This window comes from Methanosarcina soligelidi, from assembly GCF_000744315.1.
Taxonomy (GTDB): Archaea; Halobacteriota; Methanosarcinia; order Methanosarcinales; family Methanosarcinaceae; genus Methanosarcina; species Methanosarcina mazei.
This window is the reverse complement of record NZ_JQLR01000001.1, coordinates 2,260,251-2,273,338: the sequence shown is the minus strand read 5'-3', so window position 1 is coordinate 2,273,338 and position 13,088 is coordinate 2,260,251. Positions and strand designations below refer to the sequence as shown.

13 protein-coding genes and 1 pseudogene are annotated in these 13,088 nt (G+C 44.8%); 13 read left to right on the top strand and 1 reads right to left on the bottom strand.

The window, feature by feature from the left end; translation table 11 throughout:
- The first annotated feature begins 5 nt into the window (after positions 1–5).
- From fpoD to M886_RS09920, 13 genes are all read left to right on the top strand, one after another.
- Positions 6–1,130, top strand: a complete 1,125-nt coding sequence (fpoD, locus tag M886_RS09980) for a F420H2 dehydrogenase subunit FpoD (protein WP_048038790.1) — start codon at positions 6–8, stop codon at positions 1,128–1,130.
- Between the two features lie 5 nt (positions 1,131–1,135).
- On the top strand, positions 1,136–2,179 hold the full coding sequence (fpoH, locus tag M886_RS09975; protein WP_048038226.1) for a F420H2 dehydrogenase subunit FpoH: 1,044 nt from the start codon (positions 1,136–1,138) through the stop codon (positions 2,177–2,179).
- A 2-nt stretch (positions 2,180–2,181) separates the two neighbouring features.
- Positions 2,182–2,592, top strand: a complete 411-nt coding sequence (gene fpoI, locus M886_RS09970) for a F420H2 dehydrogenase subunit FpoI (RefSeq protein ID WP_015412577.1) — start codon at positions 2,182–2,184, stop codon at positions 2,590–2,592.
- A complete protein-coding gene (locus tag M886_RS19345) occupies positions 2,589–2,879 on the top strand; it encodes an NADH-quinone oxidoreductase subunit J (RefSeq protein ID WP_011034403.1) in 291 nt (96 codons plus the stop codon). Before fpoI ends, M886_RS19345 begins: the two co-directional genes overlap by 4 nt.
- Positions 2,869–3,120 carry a F420H2 dehydrogenase subunit FpoJ gene (gene fpoJ / locus M886_RS19340; protein ID WP_011034402.1) on the top strand — a complete coding sequence of 84 codons (252 nt, stop codon included), beginning with the start codon at positions 2,869–2,871 and terminating at the stop codon, positions 3,118–3,120. Before M886_RS19345 ends, fpoJ begins: the two co-directional genes overlap by 11 nt.
- A complete protein-coding gene (gene fpoK / locus M886_RS09955) occupies positions 3,117–3,425 on the top strand; it encodes a F420H2 dehydrogenase subunit FpoK (protein WP_011034401.1) in 309 nt (102 codons plus the stop codon). Before fpoJ ends, fpoK begins: the two co-directional genes overlap by 4 nt.
- Complete coding sequence (fpoL, locus tag M886_RS09950; protein ID WP_048051103.1) at positions 3,419–5,437, top strand: F420H2 dehydrogenase subunit FpoL; 2,019 nt, start codon at positions 3,419–3,421, stop codon at positions 5,435–5,437. Before fpoK ends, fpoL begins: the two co-directional genes overlap by 7 nt.
- Positions 5,437–6,924, top strand: a complete 1,488-nt coding sequence (gene fpoM, locus M886_RS09945; protein WP_048051102.1) for a F(420)H(2) dehydrogenase subunit M — start codon at positions 5,437–5,439, stop codon at positions 6,922–6,924. Before fpoL ends, fpoM begins: the two co-directional genes overlap by 1 nt.
- A gap of 3 nt (positions 6,925–6,927) precedes the next feature.
- Positions 6,928–8,409 (top strand): F(420)H(2) dehydrogenase subunit N, encoded by a 1,482-nt coding sequence (gene fpoN, locus M886_RS09940; RefSeq protein ID WP_048051101.1) that lies wholly within the window; start codon positions 6,928–6,930, stop codon positions 8,407–8,409.
- A gap of 12 nt (positions 8,410–8,421) precedes the next feature.
- Complete coding sequence (locus M886_RS09935) at positions 8,422–8,811, top strand: F420H2 dehydrogenase subunit FpoO (protein ID WP_048038220.1); 390 nt, start codon at positions 8,422–8,424, stop codon at positions 8,809–8,811.
- A 647-nt stretch (positions 8,812–9,458) separates the two neighbouring features.
- The gene (locus tag M886_RS09930; protein WP_048038219.1) at positions 9,459–10,244 is read left to right on the top strand and encodes a hypothetical protein; all 786 of its coding nucleotides are present in this window, start codon (positions 9,459–9,461) and stop codon (positions 10,242–10,244) included.
- Between the two features lie 87 nt (positions 10,245–10,331).
- A complete protein-coding gene (locus M886_RS09925; protein ID WP_080933769.1) occupies positions 10,332–10,733 on the top strand; it encodes a C39 family peptidase in 402 nt (133 codons plus the stop codon).
- Positions 10,734–11,359: 626 nt separating this feature from the next.
- Positions 11,360–11,971, top strand: coding sequence for a right-handed parallel beta-helix repeat-containing protein (locus tag M886_RS09920; protein ID WP_160173164.1), 612 nt, complete (start codon positions 11,360–11,362; stop codon positions 11,969–11,971).
- On the opposite strand, the pseudogene M886_RS17805 reads toward M886_RS09920, so the two are convergent.
- Positions 11,972–13,068: pseudogene (locus tag M886_RS17805) on the bottom strand (IS630 family transposase).
- Positions 13,069–13,088 lie beyond the last annotated feature (20 nt).

Sequence of the window (13,088 nt, the reverse complement as noted above, 5' to 3'; positions counted from 1 at the left end):
GAAAAATGGAAGAAATGCTTGAATCAAATGAAATGATCGTACACCTGGGCCCCCAGCATCCCATGCAGCCCGGACCATTCAGGTTGAACCTGAAATTAAAAGGGGAAACAATCATGGATGCTGAAGTGGAAATGGGCTATATCCACAAAGGCATTGAAAAAATCCTGGAGAACAGGACCTACCTTCAGGGTATCACCATAGTTGACAGGATCTGTTACCTTGTAGCCCTTACAAATGAAGAATGCTATGTTGGATGCGTTGAAAAGCTTCTTGATATCGAACCCCCTGAGAGAGCTCAGTATATTAGAGTTATTCTGGAAGAGCTTTCAAGACTCCAGAGCCATCTGCTTGGCCTGGGAGAGTATGGGGAGTTCATCGGCTTCGTTTCCATGTTCATGTACACTATCAAGGAAAGGGAAGACATTCTTACTCTTATCGACATGGTCACAGGGGCAAGGGTTACCCACAGCTACCTGAGGTTCGGTGGGGTTCGTGACGACCTCCCGGAAGGATTTAAAGAAAAAACCATCCCGGTACTGAACAAGCTCAAGAAAGTCATCCGTGATTATGAGGAAATGTTCTACTCAGATACAATTTACAGGGAGAGAACTATCGGAATAGGTGTCCTGACAGCAGACGAAGCAAAAAGCCTTGGGGTTTCCGGGCCTGTCCTGAGGGCAACCGGAGTTCCTTTCGATATCCGGAAGAATGAACCCTACCTTGTGTACAGGGACCTGGACTTTAAAGTCTGCACTGAAACTGCAGGGGACTGTTTTGCAAGGGTTCAGGTCAGGCTTAACGAGATGCGTGAAAGCATTTACATCATAGAACAGTGCCTTGACATGATCCCGAACGGGCCTATCTTTCCGGAAGGAACTCCTTACGGCAAAAGGACTCCAGTAATGAGAGTTCCGGCAGGCGAGGTATTCTACAGGGTCGAAGACCCGAGAGGAGAAATGGGAATGTATATGGTTTCCGACGGCTCGGACAGGCCTTACAGGGTAAAAGTCAGAGGACCCTATTACCCGACTCTGCAGGCTCTCCCCCCTCTTATCATAGGCACAACGGTCGCAGACATGGTATCAATTTCGGGAAGCATGGATGGCTGTACCAGTGAAGTGGACAGGTGACTTTTATGGCTATAGAAATTCCAGAATTCATAGTTCCCTTTGTCCCCTGGATCCGCGGTACTGTAGGCCTGGTTCTCGTAGGAGCCATCTTCCTTGGCGGAATGGCTGCAGTCTGGATTGAGAGAAAACTCTCAGCTGACATCCAGTTAAGGTACGGGCCTTCAAGGGTGGGAAAGTTCGGGCTCTTACAGCTTGTAGCCGATGCCATCAAACTCTTTACAAAAGAAGATGTCAGGCCTGGAAATGCCGACCGTTTTCTTTACGACAATGCCCCGGTTTTCATGCTGACTTCCCTTTTTCTGATGCTTGTAGCGATTCCGGTTGGAGCGGTCTTTATTGATGGAAACTTATACCCTCTGGCCGTAACCGAGATGGATATAAGCATACTCTTCATAGAAGCGGTGTCCGCAATCAATATTTTTGGAATATTTATGGCTGCGTACGGCTCAAACAATAAGTATTCCCTGCTTGGTGCTTTCAGGAATTTTGCCCGCATGATAGGGTATGAAGTGCCACTGGGTATCGCTATTGTCAGCGTTGCCGTAATGACGGGCTCCCTCAATATCATTGATATTACCAGTGCCCAGGGAAGTTTTGTCTGGAACATTTTCCTGCAGCCTATCGGATTTGTTGTTTTCTTTATCGCACTTATGGCTGACCTTGGAAGGCTCCCTTTTGACCAGAACGAATCCGAAGAAGAACTGGTAGCAGGCTGGGTAACGGAATACACAGGAATGCGTTTTGGGCTTGTCTTCTTTGCTGAGTATATGCACATGATCCTTGGATCATTCCTTGTAGCACTCCTTTTCCTTGGAGGCTGGAACGTACCGGCATTTGTTGCAAATAATGCAGTGCTCGGACTTATTGCCCCTACAGGAATTTTGCTTCTTAAGACCGTGCTTGTGCTGATGACTATTATAGGAATGAGGTGGGCTGTCCCGAGGTTCAGGATTGACCAGGTAGTGGATATGAGCTGGAAGAAACTCCTGCCCCTGTCCCTGTTGAACCTTGCCTGGGCAGTCGGCCTTGGACTTTATCTGGGGGCTTAAGTATGGTTCTCAAAAACATCAAATATGCGCTTAAAAACATCCCTAAAGAACGCGTGACCAGGCTGTGCCCGGAGGTGGAAAGTCCGCTCTCCGAAAGGTTTAGAGGCCTCCAGACCCTTGACAAAAGCAAATGTATAGGCTGCGGGATCTGTGCCAATACCTGCCCTAACAGCGCGATCAAGATCGTAAAAGCCCCGATTGCCCCTGGCAGTGAAAAGAAGAGGTGGTTCCCTCAAATAGACATAGGGCACTGCCTCTTCTGCGGGCTCTGTATAGACCAGTGCCCCAAAGGTGCCCTTTCAAGCGGGAAAGAGTACTGCAAAGGCATGGTGAAATGGGCTCATAAAGACCTGCTTATGACCCCTGAAAAACTTGCGAGGGAAGTAGACATTCAGGAAGGTGACGAGAGATGATCGACCCTGGAACGGTTGGAGCAGCACTGGAAACGGCGGTCTTCGGACTCCTTGCACTTGTCACGGTCTTCTTTGCAATCTTTGTGGTCATTGCGAAAGACGTCGTAAGAGCCGGGCTTGCCCTGATTATGTGCATGTTCGGAGTTGCAGGGCTTTATATTCTCTTAAACGCCCAGTTCCTTGGAGTTATCCAGGTTCTGGTCTATATAGGAGCAATCGGAGTTCTTATCCTCTTTGCAGTCATGCTGACAAAGCGCGAAATCGGAGGTGGGCCCCGTGCAAATTAACCGGCCTCTGGCTTTTTTGGTGTGCCTGCTCTTTGTGGCGGTTGTAGTGACAGGAGCTTTCGGAACGTCCTGGAATACGGTGTCAGAACTTCCCGAAAACCCTGCTGACCCGAGTAATATAGAAGGCATAGGCATGCTTATCTTTACCCATTTTGTTGCACCTTTCGAGGTCCTGTCAATTGTCCTGCTCGCATCCCTTATAGGCGCAATCTATATGGCAAAAGGGGAGGGCAACAGATGACTGCCATTCCATTAACATTTTACCTGGGACTTGCAGCCCTGCTCTTTTCAATAGGGCTCTACGGTGTCATGACGCATAAAAGCGGTATCAGGCTGATCATGTGCATAGAGCTCATGCTGAACTCCGCAAACCTGAACCTTGTAGCGTTTTCAAGCTATACGGACACTTTGCACGGCCAGGTCTTTGCCATGTTCTCGATCGCCCTTGCAGCCGCTGAAGCTGCAGTAGGGTTTGCGATATTCATGGCGATCTACAGAATGCACGATAAAATCAACCTTGATGAACTTAATATTCTGAGGTGGTAAAAACGGCTCTGGAAGAATTTGCATTTTTAATCCCCCTGCTTCCGGCACTGGCTTTTGCGATCACCTTCTTCTTTGGCAGAAAAATGCCATCTGGAGGGGCAATCGTTCCCATCCTTGCCATCGCCGCCTCCTTTGTAATCTCTTTTGCGATTACCCTCGGGCTGCTGGCAAATCCCGAAGAGGTTATAAGCCAGTCCTATTCCTGGTTTGCAGTACTTAACATAGGAATATTAATCGACCCCCTGGCTGCAGTCATGCTGTCAATGGTCTCCTTTGTGAGCCTGTTAATCCATATTTATGCAGTAAGCTACATGTCCCATGATGCAGGAAAAGCAAGGTACTTTGCAGAAACCGCACTTTTCACAGCGGCAATGCTTTCCCTGGTCCTTTCGGACAACATCCTGCAGCTCTTTGTTTCCTGGGAACTTGTAGGTCTCTGCTCCTACCTGCTTATAGGGTTCTGGTTCGAAAAGCCATCAGCAGCAGCAGCAGCCAAAAAAGCGTTCCTGACAACCAGGATCGGAGACGTGATGTTCCTTACAGGAATAATCGTGCTCACTTCCGACCTCCTTAAGGTTGCAGGCGGGTTCCAGGACGGAGTTTACCTTCTTCGCTTCGATGAAATCTTCAGTTATATCCCCGAGCTTGCAGCTCTTCAGATAAACATCCTGGGCTTTGAAATAAGCCACCTGACTATTATCACCCTGCTCTTCTTCGGAGGAGCCGTAGGAAAATCCGGTCAGTTCCCCCTTCATGTATGGCTGCCGGATGCAATGGAAGGCCCGACAACGGTCTCAGCCCTTATCCATGCAGCAACAATGGTTACTGCTGGTGTTTACCTGGTAGCGCGGACTTTCCCGATGTTCATTGCAGCCCCTGATTCCCTTATGGTAGTTGCTTACTTCGGAGGCTTTACAGCTCTCTTTGCAGGCACAATGGGCATTGTAATGAACGACCTCAAGCGTGTGCTCGCTTTCTCAACCATCAGCCAGCTTGGGTACATGATGCTGGGCCTGGGTCTGGGCACTGCAATAGGGCTTGAAGCTGTCGGAATATCACTTTTCCACCTGATTAACCACGCTTTCTTCAAAGCACTTCTCTTCCTCTGTGCAGGCAGTGTGATCCATGCAGTCGGCACCCAGGACATGAGGGAGCTAGGAGGCGTAGGAAAGGTAATGCCCATAACTGCTGCAACAATGACCATAGCAGCCCTTGCCCTTGCAGGCTTCGGTATTCCGGGAACCTCAATAGGGACAAGCGGTTTCATGTCAAAGGACCCTATTATTGAAGCTGCATACCTTTTCGGAGAACACAGCAGCAACTGGATCCCCTATGTATTCTCAATTCTTGCAGCTCTCCTGACGTCCATCTACATTTTCAGGCTGATCTTCATGACCTTTACAGGCAAGCCGAGAAGTAACTATCACGGGCATGAGTCCCCTGCTATAATGACCATTCCCCTGTCAATTCTGGCAATTTTTGCCCTCGCTTTCGGTGCGCTGACAAGAACCGGCTTTATGGAATTCCTTGAAGAAACCTTTACCAACAGCTTTGTAAACCTGGATATAGGAGCCCTTGCCGGCATAGGCGAAAATGAACTTGTGGCGGCAGCAGGTCACGAGCCTCTCGCAGTCCTCTGGCTTCCGGTGATAGTCGCACTTGCAGGCTTTGCAATTGCTTTTGTGATATATTACCTGAGAGCATTCAGCCTTGGACCTCTGGCTTCCATGAAGAACCCGATTTACAGGCTTCTCTACAACCGCTACTACCAGCACCAGATCTACACCGAATTCTTCTCAATCGGAATTGTCTACGGGATCATTGCTTTCCTGACACAGGTAGTTGATGTGATCATTGACAGCGTTGTGGAAGGAATCGGAATTGTCACGGTTTTTGTGGGTGAAGAGCTCCGGAAGATCCAGACAGGGGTTGTCCAGACCTATGCAACCGCATTAATCGCTGGTGTGAGCCTGCTGATAATACTTGTTAAACTGATAATGGAGGTACTCTGATGCTGCCGGTCGCATCGTTGTTGATTCTGGTGCCGCTGATTTTCGCAGTCGTGACCTTTTTCACAAAAACAAAACAACTGGCTGCAGGGTTTGGCTTTCTCGGGTCTCTAGCAACTCTCGGGCTTACCCTTTATGCCTATCTGAACTTTGACAGCAGTACTGCTGCAATGCAGTTCTATGAATCCGTAAGCTGGATACCCTTCCTCGGGGTCAACTATTCAGTCGGGATAGACGGCGTTTCCATGCCTCTTATCCTCCTGAATGCAATAGTCATCCCGTTTATGATCCTCTTCACCTGGAAGGAGGAAATGGAATCCCCCAACAGGTTTTACGGGCTGATCCTTACAATGCAGGCTGCGGTTATAGGAGTCTTCGTAGCCCTTGACTTCGTAGTCTTCTATATATTCTGGGAGCTTACCCTTGTTCCGCTCTTCTTCATAGTAAATTTATGGGGTGGAGCAAACAGGGCTCATGCTTCCTACAAGTTCTTTATATACACACACGTAGCCTCGCTTGTGATGCTGCTCGGGATTTTCGGGCTCTTCTATACAGCCCTGAACCAGACAGGCGTTCCTACATTTGACATAAGGGAGCTGGTCGCACAGTTCCAGTTCTTCGAACCCGGACTGATGAAAGACGGAATATTCCTTGCAATCCTCTTCGGGTTCCTGGCAAAACTGCCGGCCTTTCCCTTCCATTCCTGGCTCCCGGATGCATATTCCGAAGCCCCCACGGCAGGCAGCATACTCTTTATCCTGCTCAAAATCGGAGGTTACGGGCTTTTCAGGATCTCACTCCCCATGCTCCCGAACACCGGCAGTCCTCAACTGATGATCATGATGCTGGGCCTGCTCGGTTCTGTAAGCATCCTCTACGGGGCTCTTCTTGCTCTGCGGCAGAAAGACCTCAAGCGCATGATCGCGTACTCAAGCCTGAGCCACATGGGCTACGTAATCCTGGGTTCGGCCGGCCTTGTTACCCTTTCGGTTTCAGGCGCCATGTTCCAGCAGTTTTCCCACGGGCTTATTATGAGCATTATGTTCATGTCTGCAGGAGCAATCCAGACTGCTGCAGGAACAAGAATCATTAACGAGCTTGGCGGGCTTGCAAAGAAAATGCCCATGCTTACCGTAGTAATGATGGTCGGATTTATGGCATCCCTCGGCCTTCCCGGGCTTACAGGTTTTATTGCCGAGTTCCTGGTGCTGACTTTCACCTTCACAAACCTTCCAGTCTTTGTGGTAATCGCCCTGCTGGCTATAGTGGTTACTGCAGGCTATCACCTCTGGGCAATGCAGAGGGCAATGTTCGGAGTGTACAATGAGAAACTTGGGGACGTGAGGGATATTAATTCCATTCAGGTCTTTTCAATGGCCGTAATCGCACTTCTTGTGCTTTACTTCGGCCTGAACCCGAGCCCGGTGCTTGATATGATGATTAATAATTCGGAAGCAATAGTCAGCCTTGCGGCTGGCATGGGGGTGTGAGAAATGCAGGAAATAATGTACCTCGCACCTGAACTTGTTCTGGTTGCAACCGGACTGGTCATACTTCTGACCGGAGTTTTCCTGTCCCCCCAGTCCAAGAATATACTGGGCTACCTGGCAACCCTGGGAACTCTTGCAGCCATCTTTCTGACGGTTAAAAGCTTCGGGCTTCTGACAATGGAGGGTTTCAGCGTTCAGTATGCGATATTCTCAGAAACACTGAGTATCGACGCCCTTTCCCAGTTCTTCAAACTTGTCTTCCTGACAGTTGCCCTGATAGTCTCGATTGCCTCGATAAAGTATACAGAAAACAGCGACCACACAGAAGAGTTCTACACCCTGGTGCTCTTTGCGACCTTCGGGATGATGATTGTAGCCTCTGCAAATGACCTGATCCTGCTCTTCTGTGCTTTTGAGCTGGCAAGTCTTGCGACCTTCGCCCTTGCAGGCTTTGAGAAACAGAATGCAAGATCCCTTGAAGGCGCCATGAAATACTTTGTAATAGGCTCAGTCTCTGCAGCACTCATGCTCTTCGGGCTTTCCTTTGTTTACGGGGCAACCGGCACAACAAGCATCCCCCTGATCGCTCAAAACCCTGCCCTCCTGATAGAAAATCCCATAGGCACTGTAGCAATTGTGCTCCTGACTGCGGGTTTCGGCTTCAAGATGGCTCTTGTCCCCTTCCACATGTGGGCTCCGGACACATACCAGGGATCGCCTTCAGTTGTTTCCGCCCTGCTCGCAGCCGGGTCAAAGAAAATGGGGTTTGTCGCAGCCTTCAGGGTGTTCATCATAGCCCTTGCAGCCCTTCAGCCTGACTGGCAGTTTATGTTTACCCTTCTGGCAGTGGTGACCATGACCTTCGGAAATGTGGTCGCAGTTGCCCAGACCAGCGTTAAACGCATGCTTGCCTACTCCTCCCTTGCACAGGCAGGATACATTGCAATGGCTTTTGCCGTAATGACACCTGTCGCTCTTGCAGGCGGAATCATGTACACCCTTGCCCATGCCTTTATGAAAGCAGGAGCATTTATCGCAGCTGGAGCAGTTGTCTGGATGATAAGTTCGGAAAAGACAGGAAACCTCGATATCCCTGACCACCTGGACAGCTTCAGGGGCCTTGGAAAGAGAATGCCTCTTGCAGCCCTCTGCATGACGGTTTTCGTCTTTGCACTCGCAGGAATCCCCCCGACTGCAGGTTTCATGGCAAAGTTCGTGCTCTTCTCTTCAACCATTCAGGCGGGCATGACCTGGCTTGCAGTGATCGCCATCCTGAACAGTGCCCTTTCACTGTTCTACTATGCACGGCTTGTGAAATACATGTACTTCATGCCCCCTGAGGGTAAAACGGAAAAGGTCAGTATCCCGTTCCCATATGCAGCAGCCCTTCTGGTTGCAGTTGCAGGCGTGATGGTAATGGGTCTCTGGCCCGAACCCTTTGTGGAGCTGGCTATGAAAGCAGCAATGGTACTGGTGCCATTCTAAGGAGGTATAGAAATGACAGATTGCGACCTATGTGGAAAAGGAATCCCGACCGTTATCCCGGTCAGGACTTACCCTCCTCTCCTGAGATTCGCCTACCCTGAAGGTGTCTGGAAAGGGCTCTGTGAGACCTGCCTCGATTCTGCCCAGAAAACATACCTGGAAGTGAACAGGAACCACACTTCATGCAGAAGAGGCAAATGCTCTCTCTGCGGAAGCAAAACCGGTGTTTTCTCAGTGGAACTGCAGATCCCCGATTTCTCAAAAGGAATTGTTAGAAAAGATGTGGATGTCTGCTACAGGTGCCTGAAATTAGTCGATGAAGCTTATGTAAGGTTTAAAAAGGCACAAATCGACGAAGAAGGACGTATACACGGGCACGAACACGTACATCCGCATCATTGAGTAAAGCTGCACTTGCGGCTTTATTTTCTATTTTATTCTTTGGATGCCTGATATATTTCTACTGATCTATTTTTCAGCCTTTTACACTAATTTAGACAATGTTTTTATAAAAAAGACCGTATTTTTATAAAAACATCTATTGAATTATTTAAAAAACGGATATTTAATTTAGGATTTGTTTGTTAGAAATTATTAGATTTAAGCAAGAAATCAATTATCATTTTATTAAGATTAATAGGTAAATTTTGTGAAAAGACTTTTCTCTAATTGTTAGTTATTGTAATATTTTTTTTCTTAGTTTTATTATATAGGATCGTATCTCTTTAGCTGTAAAAATGAATATTAACAAATTGATGTTTACCGTTTAATAATTATCATTCTTATTTATTTTTTTATTATATTTTTGATTAAAAATACAGTTCTACCAACTAGTTTGATGATCTGGCCATAAATCATCTATAACAAAAAGTCATACAGTTATGTGAAAAAAAGTAAATTTTTTCTTACTATATGAGAGCCCCGGGAAATTGAAGGCTTCTTGCAGGACTCCCATACAGGCGCCCGAAGGCAAAGCATGTTTTTGTATCTTAAGATATTAAAATCTACGTGTTTTGCCTTCGAGAACAATGTAAAGAAGGTGAAACCAAATGAAAATAAGATTAAAAGGAACTAATCTGCTACCTGTAGCCCTGTTTTTACTGATTATGTTAGCTGTACCTGTATTAGGTGCGCAGGAAGAGACATTGAATGAGACTAAATACGCTGACACATCAGGTGTGATCAGCGTGGATAAAGCTGAAGAAGTTGCGGCTTACTCTATAAAAGAGATTTCTGGATCTATATCAGATTTATCTGAATGGAAAGACGCAACTGTGGAACTATCTACTATTTACTACGATTTTGATGGTAATAGGTCGGCTTATTCATTTAACGTTATGAAAAATAAGCAACAAGCAGGATATATTTTCATTTCAGCGACGAAGGATAACTATCCAGTTCTGGAGTTTTCAAAAGGCAAAATACCTAATGAAATACCAGAATTGACGATTCGTTCAAAATCACTGGCAAAAGAACGTGCTGATAAGGAAGATCTGACTGTTGGAGAGATGAAACCTCTTTATTTAGGCCCAACATTTTACTACGCAGAGTATACACTAACCGATACAAAAGGTAAAGCCAAAGAAAAAGTAATAGTGGATTTGCCATTTTCAACTGTAGTAGACTTCAATAAGTCAAATGTTAGTGTTCCTGAAGATAAGAAAGACTACTATTTTAATGATACATCTTTACAACAGCAACGAGAAATAAGGAAGCAAGACGCAAATGCAAAATGGAAGTCCATAGAGGAAAGAATGACTATGGAAACAATTCCTGCAGGCTATACATCTACTAGAAGTATCGGCTATATTTACGATGTACCTAATTATCCCTAGCGCAATGGCTGCTCTCCAACTGCAGCTGGAATGATACTAGGGCATTGAGACAGTAATGGATATCCTAACTTTCCAGGAGAAACTACACTGATAGATGAATTAGCGAACGCAATGGGCACATCATATAAATGGCCATTTGGAGATGGAGCGACTTGGCCATGGAATATTGGACCTGGCATAGAGACGGTTTGTAATAATCATGGATACAGTAATTTTGATGCAAGCTATGTTTGGTACTCAATCCCATGGAACGATGTAAAAAATGAAGTGAATGCCAATAGACCATTTGTTATTTGTATGTTATATGGTGGATTAGGTAGCGGGTACCAGCCAGGTCAAGAATATGGAAACCATTGTGTAACCTGTATTGGATATTCCGATGGTAGTCAGGATTATGTATTCTTACACGATACATGGGATACCGAAAATCATCATTACATAGCTTTTGGCAGTTGGTGGGAAGCTACGGCAATATGGGTGAGACCTTAACCACCCCATATATTTTTATTTAATAGGACTTACGCACTTGAGGATTAAAATCAGCATCAATAGACCTTGCTGTCAAACCATTGATTTAGACAGTTGAAGGTTTAGAGTTGTTGTTTTTAAGTTCAACCGCGTAAGTCCTATTTAATTTAGAACAGGCAAATTTTTCTCAATTGCAGAGCCCTATTATATGGGTAATGAAGAAGGAAAAGTTGATGGCTTAAACAAGGGGAATAAAAAAGAAAAAGGCACTCGTTATTTCCATGGTTTTTAATAAAGCTTCAGTTTCTAAAAAAGATGTTCGATTGATTATTTTTGGATATGGTATTCAGAGAAACAACTTTGGATTTTGAGATGAGTTCTCTTTTCCAATTGTATTTTTCGGTCACTACATGAGATAAAAATTAAAGAGCAGAAAGCGGAGTTCAGTAATAGAAATACAGGTGTTATAATAAAGAGCTTATCCTAAAACTCAAAATCGGCTCTCCGAATCTTGAATCTGAAATAGTCAATCGAGTCACAGATAATGAAAACAATTCTGAAATTTTGACCGATGAAGGGATAAAATATGTTTTGGGATGAGCTCAAATATAAACATACCAATAATGAACCACCGAGAAGGTGACATATTGAAAATTAAAACCTATTCCATTATCGCATTTTCGTTTCTGTTAATATATGCAAACACTGTTGCGGCGGATACGATTACTGTTGATAACAATGGAAATGAAAATTATACCTCTATACAGCAAGCTGTAAACAACTCTGTCGATGGAGACACAATAATTGTTAATAAAGGAACATATATTGAAAACATAGACATAGATAAGAAGTTAGCAATAATCTCAAAGTCGGGAAATCCGGAAGATACAATAATTCAAGCTCTTCATCCATATGATCATATTTTCCATGTAACTGCGAATAACGTGACCATCAAAGGGTTTGGTTTGAAAAATTCCAGCTCAGGAAGTGGAATTTATCTGGACAGTGTGCAATATAACACTGTTGCAAACAACCATTTACAGGCTAATGGGATAGGAATCTATCTCTGGGGTGCTGCTAAAAACAATATACTAATTAATAACACAGCATCAGACAATAGCTGGTCAGGAATCCGATTGTCTCCAGATGACAGTGAGCTTGCAAGCAACAATACACTTATTAATAACACAATGGTCAACAATAAATATAATTTTGAGATTTATACTGGGTATGAAAATGCTAGTGTCATGACCATTTAATTATTTCACATAATACTTTGACATTTTCTCATCTGCATTCTTCCTTGTAAACTTCCATTCAATTTTCCTTTTGTGTTCATTCCTTCTCTTTGTCCATGAATCCACTTCATTTTTAAGCGTCTCGATGTCCCCGATCCTTCTTCCTGTACATTCGATATCCATGACATTGATCTCGATTTCAGCAGCATTGAGCCAGCTTGCATGTTTTGGCGTGTAATGGAACTCTATCTTGTCCAGAATCTTCTTTGCTTCCTCTTCTGAGAATGCTTCGTAGAATGACTTCTCTTTATGGATATTGAGATTATCCGTAACCAGTCTGATGACTTCTGCTTCAGAATATTCTTCTGTGACAAGAATCTTCATGAATTGTGCAAAATCCTTCATTGTTCTTCTTTTGGTTACCTGAGTTACCCTTTTTCCTGCTTTGAACTCTACCGCCATGAATATGTTTGCTGTTCCGTTTCTGACATACTCATAATCATATTTTTCTGAACTTCCAAGCTTCATAGGAATGCTCATTCTTTTATCCCTGAGCAGTTGCTTAGGCTTCTCGTCAAGACAGATAAGAGGTTTTTTAGGATCATAATCCTCTTCATACAGACTAAGAATGTCATACATCCTGTCTCTATATTCAGTATCGATAGTCTGAATACACCACATCCGTCTTAACCAAGGTTTAGTTTTGCTTTTTTCAAAATAAGCCTGACACTCTCTTTACCTATAGTTTCAAATCCTTCTTTTTTCCTAAGTTCTTCAGTAAGCAGGGAAAGAGACCATCTTTTGCTTCCATCAGGGGAACTGCTGCAGGCTAAAGCGATTACTTCTGCAACATGTTTTTCAGTGTATTTTATAGGTTGACCAGATCTCGATTTGTCAAAAAGAGCATTGGGGAGACCTTCATCAAGGTATCTTTTCCGTATATTCAAAGTGGTACTCCTGGAAATACCTAATATTTTCACGATTTCAGTGATTTCTGTTTGCTGGTTTGATAGAAGGAGAATACGGGCTCGAGTTAGTTCTCTTGCGCTTTTACGTCCTTTTCTCACAAAATCCTGAAGGAAATTTACTTCATTATCTGCAAGTTGAATCTGTAGCATGAAGGTATAAAAGTATTCAA

Coding starts and splice junctions, on each gene's coding strand:
- M886_RS09935 (WP_048038220.1), top strand. CDS start 8,422: ATGACAGATTGCGACCTATGTGGAAAAGGAATCCCGACCGTTATCCCG.
- M886_RS19345 (WP_011034403.1), top strand. CDS start 2,589: ATGATCGACCCTGGAACGGTTGGAGCAGCACTGGAAACGGCGGTCTTC.
- fpoI (WP_015412577.1), top strand. CDS start 2,182: ATGGTTCTCAAAAACATCAAATATGCGCTTAAAAACATCCCTAAAGAA.
- fpoD (WP_048038790.1), top strand. CDS start 6: ATGGAAGAAATGCTTGAATCAAATGAAATGATCGTACACCTGGGCCCC.
- fpoM (WP_048051102.1), top strand. CDS start 5,437: ATGCTGCCGGTCGCATCGTTGTTGATTCTGGTGCCGCTGATTTTCGCA.
- fpoN (WP_048051101.1), top strand. CDS start 6,928: ATGCAGGAAATAATGTACCTCGCACCTGAACTTGTTCTGGTTGCAACC.
- fpoH (WP_048038226.1), top strand. CDS start 1,136: ATGGCTATAGAAATTCCAGAATTCATAGTTCCCTTTGTCCCCTGGATC.
- M886_RS09930 (WP_048038219.1), top strand. CDS start 9,459: ATGAAAATAAGATTAAAAGGAACTAATCTGCTACCTGTAGCCCTGTTT.
- fpoK (WP_011034401.1), top strand. CDS start 3,117: ATGACTGCCATTCCATTAACATTTTACCTGGGACTTGCAGCCCTGCTC.